This is a genomic window from Empedobacter sp. UBA1574 (assembly GCF_002322895.1).
In the GTDB taxonomy this organism is placed as follows: domain Bacteria; phylum Bacteroidota; class Bacteroidia; order Flavobacteriales; family Weeksellaceae; genus Empedobacter; species Empedobacter falsenii_B.
Genome location: NZ_DCOI01000032.1, coordinates 151,858 through 172,003, shown reverse-complemented (window position 1 = coordinate 172,003; position 20,146 = coordinate 151,858). Strand labels below are relative to the sequence as shown.

Here is a 20,146-nt window from a genome sequence, read left to right as displayed (position 1 = left end):
TTATTTGATTTTTGTAATTTTTTATTTGTCTTTTTTAATTCCTCAATTTCACATTCATTTTACTTTTGCATAGTAAAAAATGATTTATGTTGAGAGAAGCATCAGAAAAAAGGAAAAAAATTATAAGTATACTTGGTTTCTTTTCGATTCCAATTTCGGGATTTGTAACAGATATCTATTTGCCGTCATTTCCGTCGATGGCAAAATCGTTGATAGTTCCAGAAAGTAGTATTCAATTAACTCTGACTTGTTTTTTATTGAGTTATGGTTTATCTCAATTGTTTATTGGAAGTATTTTGGATGCAATTGGACGATATTATCCAAAAATTGTAGCATTATTTGTCGTATTAATCACAAGTTTAGTTATCGCGAGTACAGATAGCATTTTGTTGATTTGTTTTCTTCGAATTATTCAAGGAATTTCAGTTGCGATTATTGTTATTGCAACTCGAGCACTTTTTATTGATATTCATACACCAGAAAAGGCGAAACATTATTTAGGTTATTTCACGATTGTTTGGTCATGCGGACCTATTTTGGCTCCATTTTTAGGTGGATATTTAGAAAAGTTGTTCAATTGGCATGCGAATTTTTATTTTTTAGCTATTTACGCTGCTTTAATTTTAATTTTTGAATTGATTTTTAGTGGGGAAAGTATTGTTGAAAAGACTAAATTGAATTTGAAAAACGTTATTGATACTTATAGAATGATGCTTAGCAATCAATTATTTATAGTTGGAATTATGATACAGGCTGTTGCTTATTCTATTGTAATGATTTTCAATATTATTGGTCCGTTTTTAATTGAAAATACCTATCATTTTAATTCTGTAGTGATTGGTTATTCAACTTTAATTTTAGGTTTTTCGTGGATGATTGGCGGATTTGTAGGAAAGAAAAGAATGCATCTTGACTTTAAAGAAAGTATAGCTTTACCTATTATTGTACAATTAGTTTTGATTTCTCTTTTGATTATCGCAGGTTTCTTTGTTCAAAATCTATTTGTTTTATTATTCTTTGCGTTTTTCATTCATATTTGTTCGGGAATTTTATTCACATCATTCTTTACTTCAAATATGATGGCTTTTCCTAAAAATGCTGGTGTTGCTGGTGGTTTGATGGGAGGAATGACGTATATTATTACTTCGCTTACAAGTTTTATTATCTCAAGTACTGGTAAAGTTGATACTCAAAATGGGTTAGCAATCCGATACTTTATTTTTTCATTTCTATTATCTGTAATTATTTACGTTATGTATAGAATGAAGAAATCTACACGAAAAAAAGCTATAATCGTATAATTAAATCCGAGCGAATGCTCGGATTTTTAACATATTATTTTCTTTAAATACTCTTTTAAATCTTAAAACCAAATTCTTAAGGTTTATTAAACGTTTAAATTTCTTGTAACTATTACCTTTTTTATGACTTTTAGTTAAAGCTTTCTTAATTATTAAGTAACACCATATTGTGAGGTAAAAAATAATTTTGGGTTTCAAATAAAACATATACATGAAACTTAATTTATTTCAACTATCAGCAGTTGTTTTTGTGATGGGAGCAACTACTGCAGTTTATGCACAGGGAGATTTAGCAGGTATATCGGGAAAAATTACTGATGCTAATGGTTCGGATTTGCACAATGTAACCATTGTTGTGAAAAATGAATCGACAGGATTTACAGCTTCTACGAAAACGAATGAAAAAGGAGAGTATAACTTAAAGCAGTTGCCATTAGGTTCTCCTTATACAGTTACTATTATTTCGGAAGAACATGGTGAGGAGATCTTAGAAGGATATAGTTTGAATCAAGGAGATTTAATTTGGGTTCCGTTCAAATTTACAAATGGAACGACTGAATTGAATGAAGTGATGGTAAGTGGGCAAACTTTAAAAAGTTCTATTAAACAAGTTGGTGCGTCTACTTCTGTATCGGCAAAAGATTTACAAACTTTACCTGTAAATGGACGAAATTTCACTTCTTTAATAGATTTATCTCCGTTGAGCAATGGAACAAGTATTGGTGGTCAATTATCTTCGTCTGTTGATTATACGATAGATGGAATGTCTAATAGAGGTACTATTGCAGGAGGTTCTACTTCGTCTTCTTATTCTATTTCGATGGAAGCGATTCGTGAGTTTAAAGTGGTAACAAATGAATATGATGTAACAAACGGGCGTGCTGGTGGTGGAACAATTAGTACTGTTACAAAGTCTGGGACGAATAAAATGCAAGGAAGTGCATTTTTGTATGGTCGTACAGATTGGCTTTCGAGTCCGTATGATATTCGTGGAAATAAACGAGATAATGAGTTCTCTACTTATCAATATGGTTTTTCTTTGGGAGGACCAATTAAGAAAGATAAAGCGCACTTTTTTGTTGCTTGGGATAGACAAGTTGATAAACGTCCATTATTCATTGCAAATATTAATAATGAAAGTGATGAAGCTTTATTTAATGTAACGCAATCTACTTTAGATCAATTTTTGAGCATTGCGCGTGAAAAATATGGTGTTTCGAATAATCCTCAGTTTGGATCATTTAATAAGAATAAAGATACAAATGCTGCATTTTTACGTTTAGATTGGCAGATTAATGCGAGAAATTTATTAACGCTTCGTAATAATTTTGTACATGAAAAAGATTTATTATCAGAAGGAGATAATACAACAATCAATATGTACGAATCGTATATTGATCGTAAGAAAACTGATAATAGTTTGATGTTATCGTTGAGAACTGATATTAATGATGATATTACAAATGAATTAAAAGTTCAGTATTTTTTAGAGAACCAATCTGTATTAGCATCAAAGGAATTACCAACTGCATCTATTCCGCGTGCGATTGTAGAAGGAATTAGTTCTACGATTAATGGTAAAAATCAGTTTACAAATATTCAGTTAGGTGGACAACGCTTTTCTCCAGAATGGTTTAAAGGAGATGTTGTGCAATTGGTGAATAATATTTATATCAACCGAAATAATATCAAATATACTTTTGGTGGAGATTTCTCGTATTACAGAATGGTAAATGTGTATGGTAGTGAAATGAACGGACGTTTTTATTTTACTGGTATGGACAATTTTAAGAACATGACACCTTATCGTTATGCAAGAGAGATTAGATTGACGGATGATCCTTCTACAGTTATTAATCAACTAAGTTCTGCGGTTTATGGACAAATGGAAACAGAGCTTTCTCCTGGTTTAGACTTAATGGCTGGTTTGCGTGTAGAGAATATGCAATACTTGAATGGTGCAAACTACAATGAAATTGCTGATAAACAATTGGGTGTTAGAACTGATAATAAGATTAATACGTGGCAAATTCAACCTCGTTTTCAATTGACTTGGGATGTTAATCAAAATAGAAAAGATTTCGTAAAATTTGGTGGAGGTATTTTTGGTTCTTCACTTAATCCTTATTCTATGATTAATAATATGTTGTTTGATGGGACCAAGGTTGCTGCGGTAGATATTGAAGGTGCTTTAGTGCCAACGCCAGATTTTATTGGTTATAGACAAAATCCTGATACTGCTCCGGGAAAAGATTTGTTCAATAATCCTAATATTGAAAAATTAATCACAATAAATGCGAATAGTAAAGATGCGAAAGTGCCAACGGTGTATAAGTTAAATGCTTCTTATAACCATTTTTTTAGTGATCGTTTGCGTGTAGGAATTAGTGCTTATGCTAACTGGGCGCGTAACAACTATATGTATGTGGATCGTAATATGGTTGATGAACCATTTTTTAGAATTGCAGAAGAGGCGAATCGTGGTGTTTATGTGCCAGCGTCAACAATAAACCCTACAAATGGAGCTGCCAATTGGGTAAATGGACGTAAAACGAAAGACTTGGGTCGTGTTTTAGAATTAATTAGTGATGGTAAAAAAGATCAATATGCATTTGTGTTAGATGGTACGTATCGTTATTTCAAGGATGGACAGATTTCTGTTTCATATACTTGGAATGATTCGAAAGATAATACTTCTTATAATGGTAATGTTGCGAATACAGCGACGTTGAGTTTGATGGTTGCTGAAGATCCTCGAAATTTAAGTAAAATGAATTATTCTGATACACATTTCCGTCATAAACTGGTTGTGTATGGACAATCACCAACTTTTTGGGGAATGACTGCTGGTGTTCGTTTTAGTGGAATAGGAGGAACTCGTTATTCGTTGGCAGTGAATGGTAACATGAATGGAGATTTTGTGAATTCGAATGATTTGGCTTATATCTATGATCCAAATAGTGCATCAACACCAGATTATTTAAAGAAAGGAATTCAGGCAATTTTAGATAATCCAGAAGTAGAAAAACATACAAAAGATTATATCCGCAAAAGTTTTGGAAAAATAGCAGAAAGAAATGGAGGTATTAATGGGTTTGCTGGAACGTTTGATTTGCGTTTAACAAAGAAGTTCAATATTGTTGAGAAGCATAAATTTGAAGTTGGTTTTGATATTTTCAATGTAGCGAATTTATTGAGTAAAGATTGGGGTGTTGGTCCTCGTATTGGAAAGCAAAATATTTATTCAATTAAAAGTTTTGATGCGACAGAGAAGCATTTTGTATATAATGTAAATACTAATACAGGAAAAACAAGTTATGCGTTTAGTCCTTATCAAATTCAGATAGGATTTAGATATAGTTTTTAATTATCATTTTTATGAAAAGAATAATTAGTTTATTGAGTGTTTTAGCCACAGTTGCTGTGGCTAATGCTCAGTTGCATACGGTTGATATTAAGAGTTTTGATGAGTTGAAATCATATTTTGAACAAGATGAAAATAAACCTGTTATTATTTCGGGACATAGAGGAGGTATGATGCCTGGTTATCCTGAAAATAGTATTGAGGCTTTTGAGAAAACCTTGTCTATTATGCCTTCTTTTTTTGAGATAGATCCTCAACTTACAAAAGATTCTGTTCTTATTTTGATGCATGATGATACCTTGAATCGTACGACAAATATGCAAGGAAAGGTAAAAGATTATACCTATGCTGAAATAAAACATGCGAAATTAAAAGATAGGGAAGGAAAGTTGACTGATTTTAAAATTCCGACACTAAAAGAAGCTTTGGATTGGAGTCAAGGAAAAACTATTTTTCAATTGGATAATAAAGGTGTTCCGTATGCAACTTATGTGAAATTTCTGAAAGAAAATCCTTATCCTAATGTAGTTTTAGGTTTGCGAAAAGATGATGAGGTTGCTTATTATGCAAAACATCTTGAGTATGTAATGTTTATGAAACCTTTTCATTCGATGAAAGATGTTGAAAGTTTTGAGAAACTAAATGTTTCGTATGATAGAATGATTGCTTGGATTGGTTTGGAAGTGAAAGAAGAACAAAAAGAAATGATAGCTTATTTGCGTAAAAAAGGTGTTATGGTGATGATTGCCATTGCGCCTTCTACGGATAAATTGCCAACCGATATAGAAAGGGCAAGGGGTTATATTCAGCATTTAATTTCTCGACCAGATATTATTGAAACAGATTATCCTTCGCAATTCATTAACTACAAGTAATTTTATTAAAATATTTAGCAGAATACATCCTATTTGTTTCGAATAGGATTTTTTTTTGGTTAACTAAATTTATTTCAGTTGTGCATTTTTCATGTAAAAAGATTCTTTTCATTTTGTGATTTTAGAGTCTTGGATGATTACAGCCTTATTATCTTCTTGAGAGGCTATTTTCTTCATTTATACAACAAGCTTTGTGAGTTAAATGCTTAATATATGGTATTATATTTTATTTATTTGTAAATTAGTCATTATTAAATAATTACCAATGTGTATTGTTTTTATAAAAGCTGTAGTATGAAGGAAACAGAATTTACATTTTTGGAACTTCAGCAAATCTATGCGGAGTTTGTAGAACGTTATAGTACAAAGGATTTTAAATTGACTAAAGATGAGTTGATGACGGATCAAGAGGTTGCTGAATTGTTTGGTATATCTGAAAAGACTCTGGATAGGTGTCGCAAAAAAGGTGAGATTAAGTTTTTTAGATTAGGTTCTAAGAACTACTATTTGAGGAGTTTATTGTTTTTGGATATTTTGAAGAGGTATAATGATTGACAATTTTATGTGGGTCATTTAACTTTAATATTCCTAAGGCTAAATATGATTAGATTATTTTAGCCTTAGGAATATGTTTTTAAGTACTAATGGCACCTAAATAAACTGAGTTTGACACTTGGTCTTCTGTTTGTGAACGGAAGGCAATCCAAAAGTGTAGGGTTTTACCTATTTGAAAGTTGGATAGGCTTAAAGTGTAAGTTTCGTTCATTCGTTCTGTTGCATTTTCAATAAAAAATGTATTGTTTTCGTTTTCTACTGCTACTAATATTTGCAACATATCTGTAGCTGTGTCTGATGTGGGTGAAGCATTGTTCTGCCAGTTTATCTCGACCATTGCGGCTGATACTAAAGTAATAGATAATGGAATGGCGGCTAATAATGCACCTTTGGAGAAACAAATATTTTGGTAATTTGGTGTTATAGTGGCTGTTGAATAGTCTATTACAAGGTTTGTTGTGATGTTGGTAAACGCTTGATTGTAAGAAGATCGCATGCCTGTACGATAACCATAGTGTTTGCAAGCATAGGCTCTGTATGAGGTCATAAAGTCTATGGCAAGTTTCATTCTTTGCTGAACGAGTAATTGTTTTTCTGATGGTGCTTTGGTTCTTTTTTTAGGTCTGATTCTTGAAATCTCGTGACCATTTACATTTGCTACAACTATACGCCCTGTGCGTCCTGAAGAGCCTGCTAAAAGTGAATCATAAATTTTTCCCATTGTTTTATTTTTTTAGGGGTTATTATGCTAAAGTTCAGCAATATATATTGACAAAAATTCTATTTTCTTAAAATTTCTCTAATTGTCAGGTTTTTTCCTTATTTTTCTTTCTTTTTCCTTGGTTATCTGTTTTTGTCTTTTCTATTAATTGATTATCAATTGATTATAAGTTATGTACTGTTTTTATGTGTTTGTTTTTTCGATGATTCTTCGATAGTTCTTCGATGGTTTTATATCTATTCTATATTTGTTCTTCGATGTTTGTTCGATGTTTGTTCGATGAAGTGGAGTAGAAGTTTTTATGTAGAAAATATGTAGAAAATTTTCATAAAGTTTGTTTTGATTGGCTTTGTTTACAAAAAAATATAAGTGCAAATGATGTTATATTGACAAAAAAGGTGCTGCTATATAACTAAAAAATCCGAGCTATGAGCTCGGATTTTTTATGTGTGAATGTATAATTATTTTGCTTGTTTATCAATTTCGTTTTGAATTATTTGCCAATCATAGATTTGGAATGTTTTTCCATTGCTCATAGCAACAAAGAAACCTTTTGGGAATTTAGTTCCAAAATTGAAGTTTATAGCATCAGCTCCGTCACATTCGATAGTAGAAACTGGGATTTTAGCAATCAATTTGTGTTCATTCGGATTTGAAGCTTCACCTTGTCGTTTGTATACATTAAAATAATTTGCTTGTTGATCCGAAATTAAGATATAGCCATCTGTTGCATTGGTTTTATAAATTGCAATTCCTTCGTGGTCGCGTTTAAAATCTTTTTGCCCAAAAAATGCAATTTCTTCGTTTCCTTTTTCTGGATCAGCATAATATTTTCTAATTCCTGCTGTTTCGTCAGCATAATAAATAAAGCCTAATTCTTCGTCAACTGCAATGGCTTCAATCTCTTTATTACCCGAATAATTTCCAAATTTGCGTACTAAAGTTGCTTCTATTTTTCCGTTCTTGTTTTCTAATGCATATTGATGTAGGTATTCGCCACTTACACCATCTTTACGACCAACGATTGCATAAAACTTGTTGTTTTTGCTTTTGTAGAGCGCAATTCCCATTGGGTCTCGTAATGTTTCGTCTTTGAAAACTTCGACTCCGCCATTGTCAATCAATTTAAAATCTGGAAGCGAAACAATTCTAATTTTATTGTTTGCACGTTCGGTAAGTACTGCAATGTCTACGTTTTTTCCATTCAGAGGAAAACCGTACATAACATCTACATTATTTGGACGATTAAGTGGAACGATTTGGTTTACGATTTTACCATTCAAATCATAGGCATATAAACCGCCCGTTTCTTCTTGTTTATCTGTTCCAATAATAAGTGATTTTTCAGGATTCTGATAATTGATCCAAATTGCAGGATCATCAGTGTCATTTGGTGTTTGCTCTGTTGTAACAGTTGGTTTTACTGCATTTGTAGGAACTGGAGCCAGTTTAGAGGATTCACAAGAAAATAGAATAGTGAATAGTGATAATGTGATGAATATTTTTTTCATAATTGTTTAGAAATCAAACTTTAGACCTAAAGTAAAACGTGGTTGATAATATTCGAGTTGCATTGTTTGACTCGAAACTCCTTGGTAGTAACGTAAAGGTTGATTTGTTAAATTGTTTGCTTCTGCAAAAATTCGTAATTGCTTCGAGAATTTATACGACGCATTTGCATCTAAAAATAATTGTTTGTCATAGTAACTATCCTCGAAAGCATTTCCTCCAATTTCGTCTAAATAAGCGGCTGTATAATTAACCGAAATACGTGCAGAGAACTTTTTGTTCTCGAATGCTAACGAACCATTGAACATGTGTGGAGCTGTTTTAGGTAAATCAAGATCTTCTCTCAAATCACCATCTTCATTGGTAATTCCTTTGGCTTTCGAATCGGTGTATGTATAGTTAAGGTAAATTCCCAAATGTTTGAAAAATTCGCCTGGAATGAAATCTAATTGACGCTGAAATGCAACCTCAAACCCAAAAACATTCACGTGATCTCCATTTCTAGCTTGTGTCATTTTCCAGTTTTCTCCAGCAGGAACTGGGTTTGCTACGTCAGGAAAAAGTGTTTGGAAATCATTTGTTGTAAATGTATTGTTTTTGTATGTATAGATGAAATCGTTTAATTTTTTGTAGAAAAATCCTCCCGAAACAATTCCGATATTTTCGAAATAGTTTTCAACCATTAAATCATAGTTTATGGCGTAGGTCGCTTTCAGATTTGGATTACCTGCAAAAAGCTCTGTATCTTCTTTCAAAACACTTACAAAAGGTGCTAAACTGTAATAATTTGGTCGTGCAATACTTGTTGTGAAAGCCGCTCTTAGAATAAAATCATTTGTAAATTTATGTTTCAAAGAAAGACTTGGTAAAACGTTTGTATAATCGTTTTTGTGCTTGATTTCTCCAATTAAATCTTCTTCATCTTGAACATAATTCCCAGTATAATCTATCGAAGTATTTTCGATACGAACACCAACGATCAAAGATGTTTTAGATGATAGATCTTGATCCCAACGAATGTATCCTGCCGAAATATATTCTTTCGCTTTATAGTTAGAGGCTAGATATTCAGAAGGTTCTAAGTTAGATTCGAATAGATTTGTATTGTTTAAATCTAAATTTCCTAATTGATGATTTGAATAGAAATATCCAGCTTGGTATTTTTTACCAGCATTGAAACGATTGCTTGACCAATTTACAGGATTTTGAGTACTCAAATTTCCCATTCCATCTATGCTTTCGTATGAATAGAAAATATTTTCGCGCTCTTTGTCTTTCAATCGAAGGCGACCACCAAAGCGTAAGCGTCCTTTCTGATTTGGAATAAGACTTAAGGGAACTCTGAAATTAAGCTTTGCACCAAATTCTGTTTCATCTGTATAATCGTGTTGTTCTGATAATGATCCAACTTTGAATTTGGTCAAATCTTCTGCAGAAGTTGTTGTTACATTTGGATATTTTGCATCAGATAAATCTTCATTAAACGTAACACCTTTTGCACGATAATCAATGTAGCGCTCATTTGGTCTGTCTTCGCTCGCTTTTGAGTAAGAAACAGCCCAATCCATATCGATTTTTGGTGATAATAAATGCTCTCCTCGTAACGAAACATTGTAAACACGTTGATCTTCTAAACGCGTATTTTTATTGCGGTTATTATCAATTCCACCTTTTGTTTGGCGACGTATATTTCCTTTGTAAGTTCCTGTTTTTTCATCAAATTCTAAATCGCGATAAGTTACTCTATAACGATTTTCTCGGTCGTCACGCCAATTGTAAATAGCAGAAAGATCAATTCTATTGTTTTCATTAAACTTATAATCTGCCGAAAAAGACGCACTTCTTCTTACGCGTTGAATGTCATATTTACGAATCTGAAATTGTGACAAATAGGTTTTATTTTCATCTTTGTCCCAAACTGCTTCGATATTATCCGAACCAAAATTTTGAACCTGATAACTTCCTGAAACAACCACACCTAATTTCTTGTCAAAGAATCTATTTCCATATAAAAAAGCTGAATTGTACAAGCCTTTTTCGCGAATTGGTGCATAACCACCAGAAGCCGTTATAGAAATACGCTCTTTGTTTGGAACAGCACGCGTAATCAAATTTACAGCTCCACCAATTGCGTCTGCATCCATATCTGGTGTCAAAGTTTTGTTCACTTCGATAGATGAAATCATTTCCGCAGGAATCAAATCCATTTGTACATTTCGGTTATCACCTTCGGCAGATGGAATACGATCTCCATTTAACATGACCGAATTTAATTCAGGCGATAAACCTCTAATGATAATGTTTCTGGCTTCACCTTGATCGTTTTGCATTGTAACTCCAGTCACACGTTTTAACGCATCTCCGATGTTAGAATCTGGAAAACGACCAACTTGATCTGAAGAAATAATATTGGTAATATTTCCGTTATTTTTTTGTTGATTCAATGCTTTTGCTTGCCCTTTTAAATAATCTCCAACTATAACAACTTCATTTAGTTCATTGTAACCTGCGTTTAGAGAAAAATCAATAACGGCTGTTTTATTTTCGGTAACTTCTATTTGTTTTGAAATGGTTTCGTATCCCAAATAATCAATATAAATGGTATAAATACCAGGCGTAAGATTTAGAAATTGATAATTACCATTTTGGTCAGATACAGTATATTTATTGGAATTCTCGATGCGAATTGTAGCTCCTGGTAACGAAAATTGATCGTTAGAATCTATAACTTTTCCTGAGATAACGCCGCTTTGAGCCAAAACGAATGGACCTAGAATGAATAAGGAGAGTTTTAAAAGATGTTTCATTAGAAATTAAATTTCGTCAAAAATACACTTGCTATACATCTTAATTGTTAAATATTTATTAAGAAATATTTAACAATTATAAAATTACTTCAATGATTAGTATGTAATTTGATATTTAATCTAGCTTTTTACTAATTTTAGATGCGTAGTAATTGTTACTTTTGCATGAAATAAAACTTCTGATGTCGATTGCTGAATATTTAAAATTCAATCAAAAAATAAATTATAAAAACGAAATATTAGCCGGCTTAACTGTTGCTATGACAATGATTCCTGAATCGCTTTCGTTTGCAATTTTAGCTGGTTTATCACCTTTAATAGGTTTATATGGTGCATTTATCATGGGAATTGTAACGGCGGTTTTTGGAGGAAGACCAGCGATGGTTGCGGGTGGAGCAGGTGCTACCGTTATCACTTTAATCGCGTTGAATGCTACGTATGGTGAGCAATATATTTTTGCTGCGGTTGCTTTAGCAGGAGTTTTCCAGATAGTAGTTGGTGTTTTCAAATTAGGAAGATTTGTTCGTTTAATTCCTCAACCTGTTATGTATGGCTTTCTAAATGGTTTGGCGGTTGTTATTTTTATGTCACAAATAGAACAATTCAAATCAACTACGAATGGAATAACGAGTTGGTTGAGTGGTACACCTTTTTATACGATGGCTGGATTGACGCTAATTACAGTTCTGATAGTTTATTTCTTTCCGAAATTAACGAAAATTATTCCAGCTTCTTTGGTTGCAATTCTTGTGACTTTTCTATTGGTAATCGGATTTCATATTGATACAAAGACTGTTGGTGATATTGCGAGTATCAAAGGAGAACTGCCAAGTTTTCATATTCCGAGTGTTCCGTTTACGTTAGAAACCTTGAAAATTATTTTGCCTTATTCGATTATTATGGGTTCGGTTGGGTTAATTGAAACTTTGCTAACGCTTACTTTGGTGGATGAGGTGACTGAAACGAAAGGTTCGTCGAATAAAGAATGTTTGGCGCAAGGTGCTGCAAATATTACAAATGGTTTTTTCGGTGGAATGGGAGGTTGTGCAATGATTGCTCAGACATTTGTTAATTTAGATGCAGGTTCTCGTTCGAGATTAGGACCAGCAATTGGTGCAATTACAATCTTGATTATTATTCTAATTGGTGCTCCAGTGATTGAGAAAATTCCAATGGCAGCACTTGTTGGTGTAATGATGATGGTTGCGATTTCGACTTTTAAATGGGGATTTTTTAAATTAATAACAAAAATGCCAAAATCGGATGTGTTTGTAAGTATTTTGGTGGCGATTATCACGATTGTGTTACATAACCTTGCTTTGGCTGTTTTTGTAGGTGTTATCGTTTCGGCTTTGGTTTTTGCTTGGGATAATGCTAAACGTATTCGAGCACGTAAATTTGTTGATGAAAATGGACGAAAAATATATGAGATTTATGGACCACTTTTCTTTGGTTCGACTTCTACTTTTTTAGAGAAATTTGAAATTAATTCTGATCCAAGAATAATTGTTATAGATTTGAAAGAGAGTAGAATAGTTGATATGAGTGCAATTGAATCTTTACATATTATTACATCTAAATATGCACAACAAGATAAAATTGTAATTTTGCGACATTTGAGTAAAGATTCTATTCGATTATTAGAAAATGCAAAAAGCGTTATTGAGGTAAATATCGAAGAAGATCCAACTTATAATGTGATGCCGAAATAAAAAAGTCAGCTTTTTAGAAGCTGACTTTTTTTATAAATATCGTTCATTAATTACATTCATATGATGGATGGAATGACCAGCCATTACATAACCGATTTTCTCAACAGAATACTCTCGATTACCAACTTTTCCTATTTTGTTTAAAGTTTGATCATTAAAAGATTCAAACTGAAAGTAAGTTGCTTTCATCAAATTAGTCCATTCTTTTATTAATTCTTCAGGCTTTCTTTCATTTGCATTCGAAGTCAATACATAGGCGTTTTCATCGAAGAAATTTAATGTTTGTGAATCTTCTCTCGCAATATGTTGCGCACGATAAGAAAAAATACGTTCGCAATCTATACAATGTTGTATCATTTCTTTGATAGTCCATTTACCTTCTGCATATGCATAATCCCATTTATCTAATTCTGTTACAATTATTAATGTTTTCTTGATGTCAGCAATACGTGTCTGTAAAGCATCTACAACTTCTATTCCATCGTAAATAGAAGTATAATTGTCGTGGTTTATTGTATTCATTTTTCAGTAATTTTTTACAATTTAAGGATAATTTGATGGAGTTATTTTAAGTATTTGTTAAAAATAAACCTTCATTTTTTTGAATTCATTTTTGATTTTAATAAAAAAATACGATTCTTTTAGAAATCATAAATCTTGTATTTGATAAATTTATTTTCCTGAAAATCGTTGTTAAGTTTGAGTTGGAAAGTAATTTTAAAAACATAGAATATAAGCGCATGATTTCTAACTTATCATACTCAAGTGGTGCATCACAATATCCTCTTTTAGGAGAAACAATTGGCGAAAATTTACGAAATACAGTTGCAAAATATCCGCAACAAGAGGCTTTGGTTTGCGTAGATCAAAATTATAGAGCGACGTATACAGAATTTTATTCACAAACCGAACAAATAGCAAAATCATTGATTGCAATTGGTTTGCAAAAAGGAGATCGCGTAGGTATTTGGGCGCCAAATCGTGCGGAATGGACATTGTTACAATATGCAACGGCCCGTGTGGGAATGATTTTGGTTAATTTGAATCCTGCTTATCGTGAAAATGAACTCGAATTTGTATTAAATCAAGCTGAAATTTCTGCAGTTTTTGCTTCTTTAAGCTTCAAAACAAGTGAGTATAAAGTGATGTTGAATAATGTAAAAGAGAATGCGAAATTACTAAAACATATCATTATTTTTGAAGAAAATTGGGATGATTTTTTGATTAAAGGAGAAGAAATTTCGACTTCAGAAGTGCATCAAATAGAGCAATCTGTTCAGTTTGATGATGCTGTAAATATTCAATATACATCTGGAACAACAGGCTTTCCAAAAGGAGTAACTTTAACGCATCATAATTTATTGAACAATGGTTTTTTTATTGGTGTTCGATTAAATTATACGCATCGTGATCGTGTTTGTATTCCTGTTCCATTTTATCATTGTTTCGGAATGGTAATTGGTAATATGGCGTGTACTTCGCATGGCGCTTGTATGGTAATTCCTTCGGATAGTTTTGATCCTGCAAAGACTTTAAATGCAGTCGAAATGGAAAAGTGTACATCACTTTATGGAGTTCCGACGATGTTTATTGCGGAATTAGAATTACCAAATTTTGATCGTTTCGATTTAACATCTTTGAGAACTGGTGTAATGGCTGGTTCGCCTTGTCCGATTGAAATTATGAAGAAAGTGCAAGCTAAAATGAATATGAAAGAAGTTTCGATTTGTTATGGGATGACAGAAACTTCGCCAGTTTCTACACAAACTATTATCGGAACACCTTTAGAAAAGCAAGTTTCGACGGTTGGAACAGTTCAAGATCATTTAGAAATTAAGATTATTGATCCGCAAACAGGAGATATTTTACCTCGTGGAATTGCTGGTGAATTTTGTACAAGAGGTTATTCCGTCATGCAAAAATATTGGAACAATCCGGAAGCAACTGCGCAAGTTATTGACGAAAATAATTGGTTGCATACTGGTGATTTAGCGACTATGGATGTTGATGGTTATATTAATATTACTGGACGAATTAAAGATATTATTATCAGAGGAGGAGAAAATATTTCACCAAAAGAGATTGAAGATTTTTTGTACGAACATGAATCAATTTCTGATGTTCAAATTATTGGCGTTCCAAGTATCAAATATGGAGAAGAAGTAATGGCTTGGGTGAAAGTGAAAGATGGTATTAGTGTAACAGAAGACGAATTGAAGGCTTATTGTTTATCCATTGCTCATTTCAAACGTCCTAAATATTGGAAGTTTGTACAAGAATTCCCTATGACTATCTCAGGGAAAATTCGAAAAATAGAAATGAGAGAAGTTTCTATAAAAGAATTAGGTTTAGAAAATGCACGAAAAGTGAAAACATCTTAAAAAAAGTATTAAAATCTATATCAAAAGTAGACTCAAAAATAATAATTTCAATTATCTTTGAGTCTATTTTAATTTTACAAAAATAAACGATCTAAACGATGTCAAATATCTTATTAATCGAAGATGAACAGGCAATTCGCAACGTTTTGAAAAGCATTTTAATGGACGAAAATCCAAAATGGAATGTGGATGAAGCTGAAAACGGAGCTATAGGGCTTGAAAAAATAAAAGAAAAAGAATACGACTTAATTATAAGTGATATAAAAATGCCGTTGAAAGATGGGATGGAAGTTTTATCGGAAGCGATGGAATACAATCCTGATTTAACAATGGTGATGATAACGGGGCACGGAGATGTTGATTTGGCTGTAGATGCGATCAAAAAAGGTGCGTACGATTTTATTTCAAAACCACCAGATCTTAATAAATTATTGACGACTGTTCGTAATGCTTTAGACCGTAAATCGTTGCTGTCTTCGAATAAAGAATTGAAGAAAGAAAATAAAGCTTTAAAGAAAAAAGTTGCTAAAAAATATGAAATGATTGGTGATGCTCCTGCAATTGCAGAAGTAAAACAAATTATAGATAAAGTGGCTGCTACAGACGCTCGTGTATTGATTCTTGGTCCAAATGGAACAGGTAAAGAGTTGGTTGCTCATCATTTACACGAGAAAAGTAATCGTAATGTAAAACCTTTGGTTGAAGTGAATTGTGCGGCAATTCCAGCTGAATTAATCGAAAGTGAATTGTTTGGTCATGTGAAAGGATCGTTTACTGGAGCTGTTAAAGACAAGCAAGGTAAGTTTGAATTGGCAAATGGAGGAACAATTTTTTTAGATGAAATAGGGGATATGAGTCTTTCTGCTCAAGCAAAAGTTTTGCGTGCGCTACAAGAAGGAAAAGTTTCGCCAGTTGGTTCTGAGAAAGAGATTAATGTAAATGTTCGTGTAATTGCTGCAACAAATAAAGACTTACGAAAAGAGATTGAGGAAGGTCGTTTTCGCGAGGATTTATACCATCGTTTAGCGGTAATTATCATTAATGTTCCAGCACTTAATGATCGTAAAGATGATATTCCTGCTTTGGTTGAACATTTTATTACTGATACAACAAGTCAAAAATCTTTTGATAATTCAGCGTATGATGCTTTGAAAGAATTAGATTGGTCAGGAAATATTCGTGAGTTAAGAAATGTTGTTGAACGTTTATTGATTTTGGGTGATGATCCAATTTCGAGAAAAGATGTTGAACAATTCGTGAAAAAATAATTCATCTCAGATGAAAAAGATTTTCTTTTTGCTATTTATCAGTCAACTCTTTTTATTTTCTTGTAAAAAGGACAATGTAGAAGTGGATAAAAGTTCAGATAGCTTATCGCATGAAGATGTATTGTCTTTAGAAAAAAATTCTGTTTTTACAAATGAAACGCTTGTTTATAAGGGTGTTTTTGAAGGAAAATATTTTGGGGATAAAATTGTTTTGAAATTAGCAGATGATAAATTTACTGCTGAATACAAAGGTCAATCTTATAACGGAGAATTATTCAAAAAAGATGATGGATCGTTGATGGAGATTGATTCAAAAAAGAAAAAATTACCTTTTCAATTTTTACGTTGGTCGGACAATTCGGAGATTATGATTCTCAATGAAGATGGAATGGCTGATGATAATGGTGAAAATTATTTAACAAGAATTTCAGACAAATGAAAATAAAATTTACATGGATTTTAAGTCTTATTGCAATTACTTTTTTAGTAAGTTGTAATTCTTCTTCAGCCAGTAAAAATGATGAATTAGGAAAACGTTTTTTCGAAAATTATTCATCTCGAAAAGATTACAAGAAAATGTTGTCTTTTTACAATGATAGTTTGGTATATGAAAATGTAGCACAATATTCGGGAGGTTCTACGGTAGACCCGCGTTATTTATTGAATGATATTATTCGTTGGAGTGATCAAACGATGCAATATGAAAATAATAAATTATTGAAAGTAAATGAATTATTTTCTAACGATTCGATGATTATTGCAAACGGAGAATTTTCGCCTTATACCTATAATGGAATGAAGTTTCCAGCGATGAAATTCACGACATATTTGTATTTAGATCAAAATTCGAAAATCAAAAAACAAGTTGATTGGTTTAATTATCCAATTGAGGATATTATAGAGTTGTATCAATTGCAACAAGGTCAAGACAAAATAAAACTAGATAAACAATAGTTTTTAGTAAATCCAGTTAGAGTTTTTTAACTGGATTTTTTTATTTTTAGATATGATAAGAATTGCCGTAGAAAATGATATTCCTGAACTGAAAAGAATGATGATAAAATTGTTACAACATCATCAAGAGTTTAATGCATTGTATCAAATAGATTTGACCTACAAACATGATATTGATGATTTTTTCAAGGGAATTTTACATCAACAGAATATAAAAATATTTGTAGCCGAAATAGAAAATCAGTTGACGGGATATATTATTTGTTCGAAACATCTTCGTCCGAAATATTTTGTGATTAAATCAAAAGGAAGAATAGATTCGTTGTATGTTGATGCAAATTATCGCAATCAAAACATCGCTTCTAAATTGGTTAAAGAAGCGATAAATTTCTTGAACGATCAAGCATATATTGAATTAGAATTTACAGCTGAAAATCAATTTGCAAAAGGTTTTTGGCTGAAAAATGGTTTTGAGATTTTGAATCATCAATGTATTTTGAAATTGAATTAATATCAAAAAAAAAGCTCCAAAATAGGAGCCTTTAATTTATTGTTCAGAATTGAAATAGACTTTATAATAATACATTTTCTTTTCTTCGTCAAAACCACGCTCCAAATATTCTTCAGCTGCATCAGGATTTGTCAAATCTAATTTGATGTTAATCTTTGTATCTAATTTAATTTCACTTTTAATTTTCTTAGATTCTTTCATCAAAGTTGGAACTGAAACTTCGAAAGCTTCCACAAATTCAACACGATTATTTTCGCTATAATCTTTCTTATATTCTTTGAATTCATCAATAATTTCGAAAGGTTTCAAAACTTGATCTTCAAAAATTTCATTCGTTACAACTTCATTCGAATTCAACACATTTATCGAATTTGAGATAAATTCTGCTTGTTGTTTTTTGTCTGTTTTATCCAAAAGAAAATCATTCGAGAAATCTGTAATCAACTCCATATATTTCTTCGTATGGTAATTGTTGTCCTTAATCAAATCAATTTCTAAGAAATTTTTCTTCCAATATTCTGACTCCACATTTTTATCATCGATAGAGTAGACGCGGAAACCTTCGTCGCGATAAGCATCAAGAATAAGACAGGCTTTGTCGATTCCTTCTAGCTTATAACCTTTCCAAATGTTGTAATCTAAACCACGTGATTCGTCAAAACGCAAGAATTTCTTCTTATTCTCTAATTTATAAATTCCAATTCCACGGCAAGGAATTCCGTCGAACATCATATTTTCGAAAAGGGCAATAAAAACTTCACCACTTTTGATCTGCGGATGTAATGATTTCTCGTATAAATGACTTAAAACTTCTTGCGAAAAATCGATAAAATCTATTTCTTCATCAAACATTTGCTTGCATTGATTATACAAAACATTAAATTCTAACTTTTCTGTATAATGCGTGAAACGATTAATTTCGAGTGTTTTTTTGAAAGGACTTAATAAGAAAGGTACCAATTGTTCTTCCTTAGATTCATCGTATTCTAGTGTTTTATCGGCAAAAATGTTAGCTTCTTCTCGAACTTTATGTCCAACTTTTTGTAAACTAATAAAGGCGATGTAAGCATTTTTAACGTCAATCATTTTATATAATTTCTTAAAAACAAAAGTAATCAATTCAGAAATCAATACAAACGATGTCAGGAATAAAAATATTTAACAAAATTGTCAAACAAAATTGTTAATGCAATTCATTGAATTTGAATGGCTTATAAATTATTTTGATTGTTATAACATTTTCTATGGTTTAAACTTATAATTATGGCACGGAAATAGTATTAGGAGAAATGTCTTAATTTATTAAAAAGTTGGGTGATGAAAAAAATTAAATTTACACTTTTAGGAGTAGCTTTTACAGCCATGTTAGCTGTTGGTGTAAATGCTCAAGATAGAGGTCAAAGAGGTGGTGAGAGAAGTTCTTCTTCAAGAGAAGCAACTTCAAGAAGTCAAGGGAATGGACGCTCTGAAATGGCTAGAACAGAAAATAGAACTAGCCGTATTGAAGGAAATAGAACAGAAAGAATAGGTCGTGGAAATTCTACGAATGAATCTTGGAAAAATTCTACAAATAGAACAGAACGTGAAACTAGTACACGTATAGATAGAAATAATACTGCTATTGTAGGTAGCAGACCAAGTTCTAATAAAGATTGGAATAATAGTAGAAATAGCCAAGGAAATCAAGGCAATAGATCTGAGAGTTTAAAAAACAGAGATTTCTACAACAATCCAGTTCGTATAAATTCTAGCTCATACAACAGAGGAAACCGACCAGTTTCTAATGTGAATGTAAGAAACTATAACAAGTATTCGTATAACAGTTATAACTTCTACGGAAACAATGGTATTTACTATCGTCCTTATAACAATGGATATGTGAGATATATGCCATATGTAGGATTTAGAATTAATATTTTACCAGTAGGTTATGTAACAATTAATATTGGTAATAGAAATCCATATTATTTCTACGAAGGTGTTTATTACAGCCCAAATAGAAATTATTATGAAGTAGTTCAAGCTCCACTAGGTGCTATCGTATATGCGTTACCAGCAGGATATGAAAGAGTAGATTATGGAGGAGAATATCTGTATGAATTTGGAGGTGTTTTGTACCAAAAAATTTACAATAGAGGAACAAGAGCTTATCAAGTAGTAGGTTATTTAGATTAGTATAGGTTTTAGT

16 protein-coding genes are annotated in these 20,146 nt (G+C 32.0%); 11 read left to right on the top strand and 5 right to left on the bottom strand.

Going from position 1 to position 20,146, the window contains the following annotated elements; genetic code table 11:
- The first annotated feature begins 86 nt into the window (after positions 1 to 86).
- From B3578_RS10360 to B3578_RS10345, 4 genes are all read left to right on the top strand, one after another.
- Positions 87 to 1,301, top strand: coding sequence for an MFS transporter (locus B3578_RS10360; protein WP_291048458.1), 1,215 nt, complete (start codon positions 87 to 89; stop codon positions 1,299 to 1,301).
- A gap of 211 nt (positions 1,302 to 1,512) precedes the next feature.
- Positions 1,513 to 4,668 carry a TonB-dependent receptor gene (locus B3578_RS10355; protein WP_291048455.1) on the top strand — a complete coding sequence of 1,052 codons (3,156 nt, stop codon included), beginning with the start codon at positions 1,513 to 1,515 and terminating at the stop codon, positions 4,666 to 4,668.
- 11 nt (positions 4,669 to 4,679) lie between these two features.
- A complete protein-coding gene (locus B3578_RS10350) occupies positions 4,680 to 5,540 on the top strand; it encodes a glycerophosphodiester phosphodiesterase family protein (RefSeq protein ID WP_291048451.1) in 861 nt (286 codons plus the stop codon).
- Positions 5,541 to 5,834: 294 nt separating this feature from the next.
- Positions 5,835 to 6,095 carry a helix-turn-helix domain-containing protein gene (locus B3578_RS10345; RefSeq protein WP_125349469.1) on the top strand — a complete coding sequence of 87 codons (261 nt, stop codon included), beginning with the start codon at positions 5,835 to 5,837 and terminating at the stop codon, positions 6,093 to 6,095.
- Between the two features lie 79 nt (positions 6,096 to 6,174).
- Here the strand turns inward: B3578_RS10345 and B3578_RS10340 are convergent, their stop codons facing one another.
- From B3578_RS10340 to B3578_RS10330, 3 genes are all read right to left on the bottom strand, one after another.
- On the bottom strand, positions 6,175 to 6,816 hold the full coding sequence (locus tag B3578_RS10340) for a DUF6266 family protein (RefSeq protein ID WP_125349470.1): 642 nt from the start codon (positions 6,814 to 6,816) through the stop codon (positions 6,175 to 6,177).
- Positions 6,817 to 7,277: 461 nt separating this feature from the next.
- Entirely contained in the window at positions 7,278 to 8,327 is a 1,050-nt protein-coding gene (locus tag B3578_RS10335; RefSeq protein WP_291048446.1) for a phytase, read from the bottom strand.
- Between the two features lie 6 nt (positions 8,328 to 8,333).
- Entirely contained in the window at positions 8,334 to 11,132 is a 2,799-nt protein-coding gene (locus tag B3578_RS10330; protein WP_291048443.1) for a TonB-dependent receptor, read from the bottom strand.
- Between the two features lie 182 nt (positions 11,133 to 11,314).
- Between B3578_RS10330 and B3578_RS10325 the strand changes: the two genes are divergently transcribed.
- Entirely contained in the window at positions 11,315 to 12,844 is a 1,530-nt protein-coding gene (locus B3578_RS10325) for a SulP family inorganic anion transporter (RefSeq protein WP_115000408.1), read from the top strand.
- 30 nt (positions 12,845 to 12,874) lie between these two features.
- Here B3578_RS10325 and B3578_RS10320 read toward each other — a convergent pair whose 3' ends face one another.
- Positions 12,875 to 13,366 (bottom strand): DinB family protein, encoded by a 492-nt coding sequence (locus B3578_RS10320; protein ID WP_084106811.1) that lies wholly within the window; start codon positions 13,364 to 13,366, stop codon positions 12,875 to 12,877.
- Between the two features lie 218 nt (positions 13,367 to 13,584).
- On the opposite strand from B3578_RS10320, the gene B3578_RS10315 reads away from it, so the two are divergent.
- The 5 genes from B3578_RS10315 (at position 13,585) to B3578_RS10295 (ending at position 17,958) form a co-directional block, all read left to right on the top strand.
- Positions 13,585 to 15,225 (top strand): AMP-binding protein, encoded by a 1,641-nt coding sequence (locus B3578_RS10315; protein ID WP_038330517.1) that lies wholly within the window; start codon positions 13,585 to 13,587, stop codon positions 15,223 to 15,225.
- 98 nt (positions 15,226 to 15,323) lie between these two features.
- Positions 15,324 to 16,493 carry a sigma-54-dependent transcriptional regulator gene (locus tag B3578_RS10310; protein WP_125349474.1) on the top strand — a complete coding sequence of 390 codons (1,170 nt, stop codon included), beginning with the start codon at positions 15,324 to 15,326 and terminating at the stop codon, positions 16,491 to 16,493.
- Positions 16,494 to 16,503: 10 nt separating this feature from the next.
- Positions 16,504 to 16,932: a hypothetical protein gene (locus B3578_RS10305; RefSeq protein ID WP_038330520.1), complete on the top strand. Its 429-nt coding sequence runs from the start codon at positions 16,504 to 16,506 to the stop codon at positions 16,930 to 16,932.
- Positions 16,929 to 17,447: a hypothetical protein gene (locus tag B3578_RS10300; protein ID WP_038330521.1), complete on the top strand. Its 519-nt coding sequence runs from the start codon at positions 16,929 to 16,931 to the stop codon at positions 17,445 to 17,447. The genes B3578_RS10305 and B3578_RS10300 overlap by 4 nt, the downstream gene beginning before the upstream one ends.
- Positions 17,448 to 17,499: 52 nt before the next feature.
- Entirely contained in the window at positions 17,500 to 17,958 is a 459-nt protein-coding gene (locus B3578_RS10295; protein WP_038330524.1) for a GNAT family N-acetyltransferase, read from the top strand.
- Positions 17,959 to 17,994: 36 nt separating this feature from the next.
- On the opposite strand, the gene B3578_RS10290 is transcribed toward B3578_RS10295, so the two are convergent.
- Entirely contained in the window at positions 17,995 to 19,044 is a 1,050-nt protein-coding gene (locus tag B3578_RS10290; RefSeq protein ID WP_038330727.1) for a nucleoid-associated protein, read from the bottom strand.
- Positions 19,045 to 19,275: 231 nt separating this feature from the next.
- On the opposite strand from B3578_RS10290, the gene B3578_RS10285 reads away from it, so the two are divergent.
- Complete coding sequence (locus B3578_RS10285; RefSeq protein ID WP_125349476.1) at positions 19,276 to 20,133, top strand: DUF6515 family protein; 858 nt, start codon at positions 19,276 to 19,278, stop codon at positions 20,131 to 20,133.
- Positions 20,134 to 20,146: the final 13 nt, after the last annotated feature.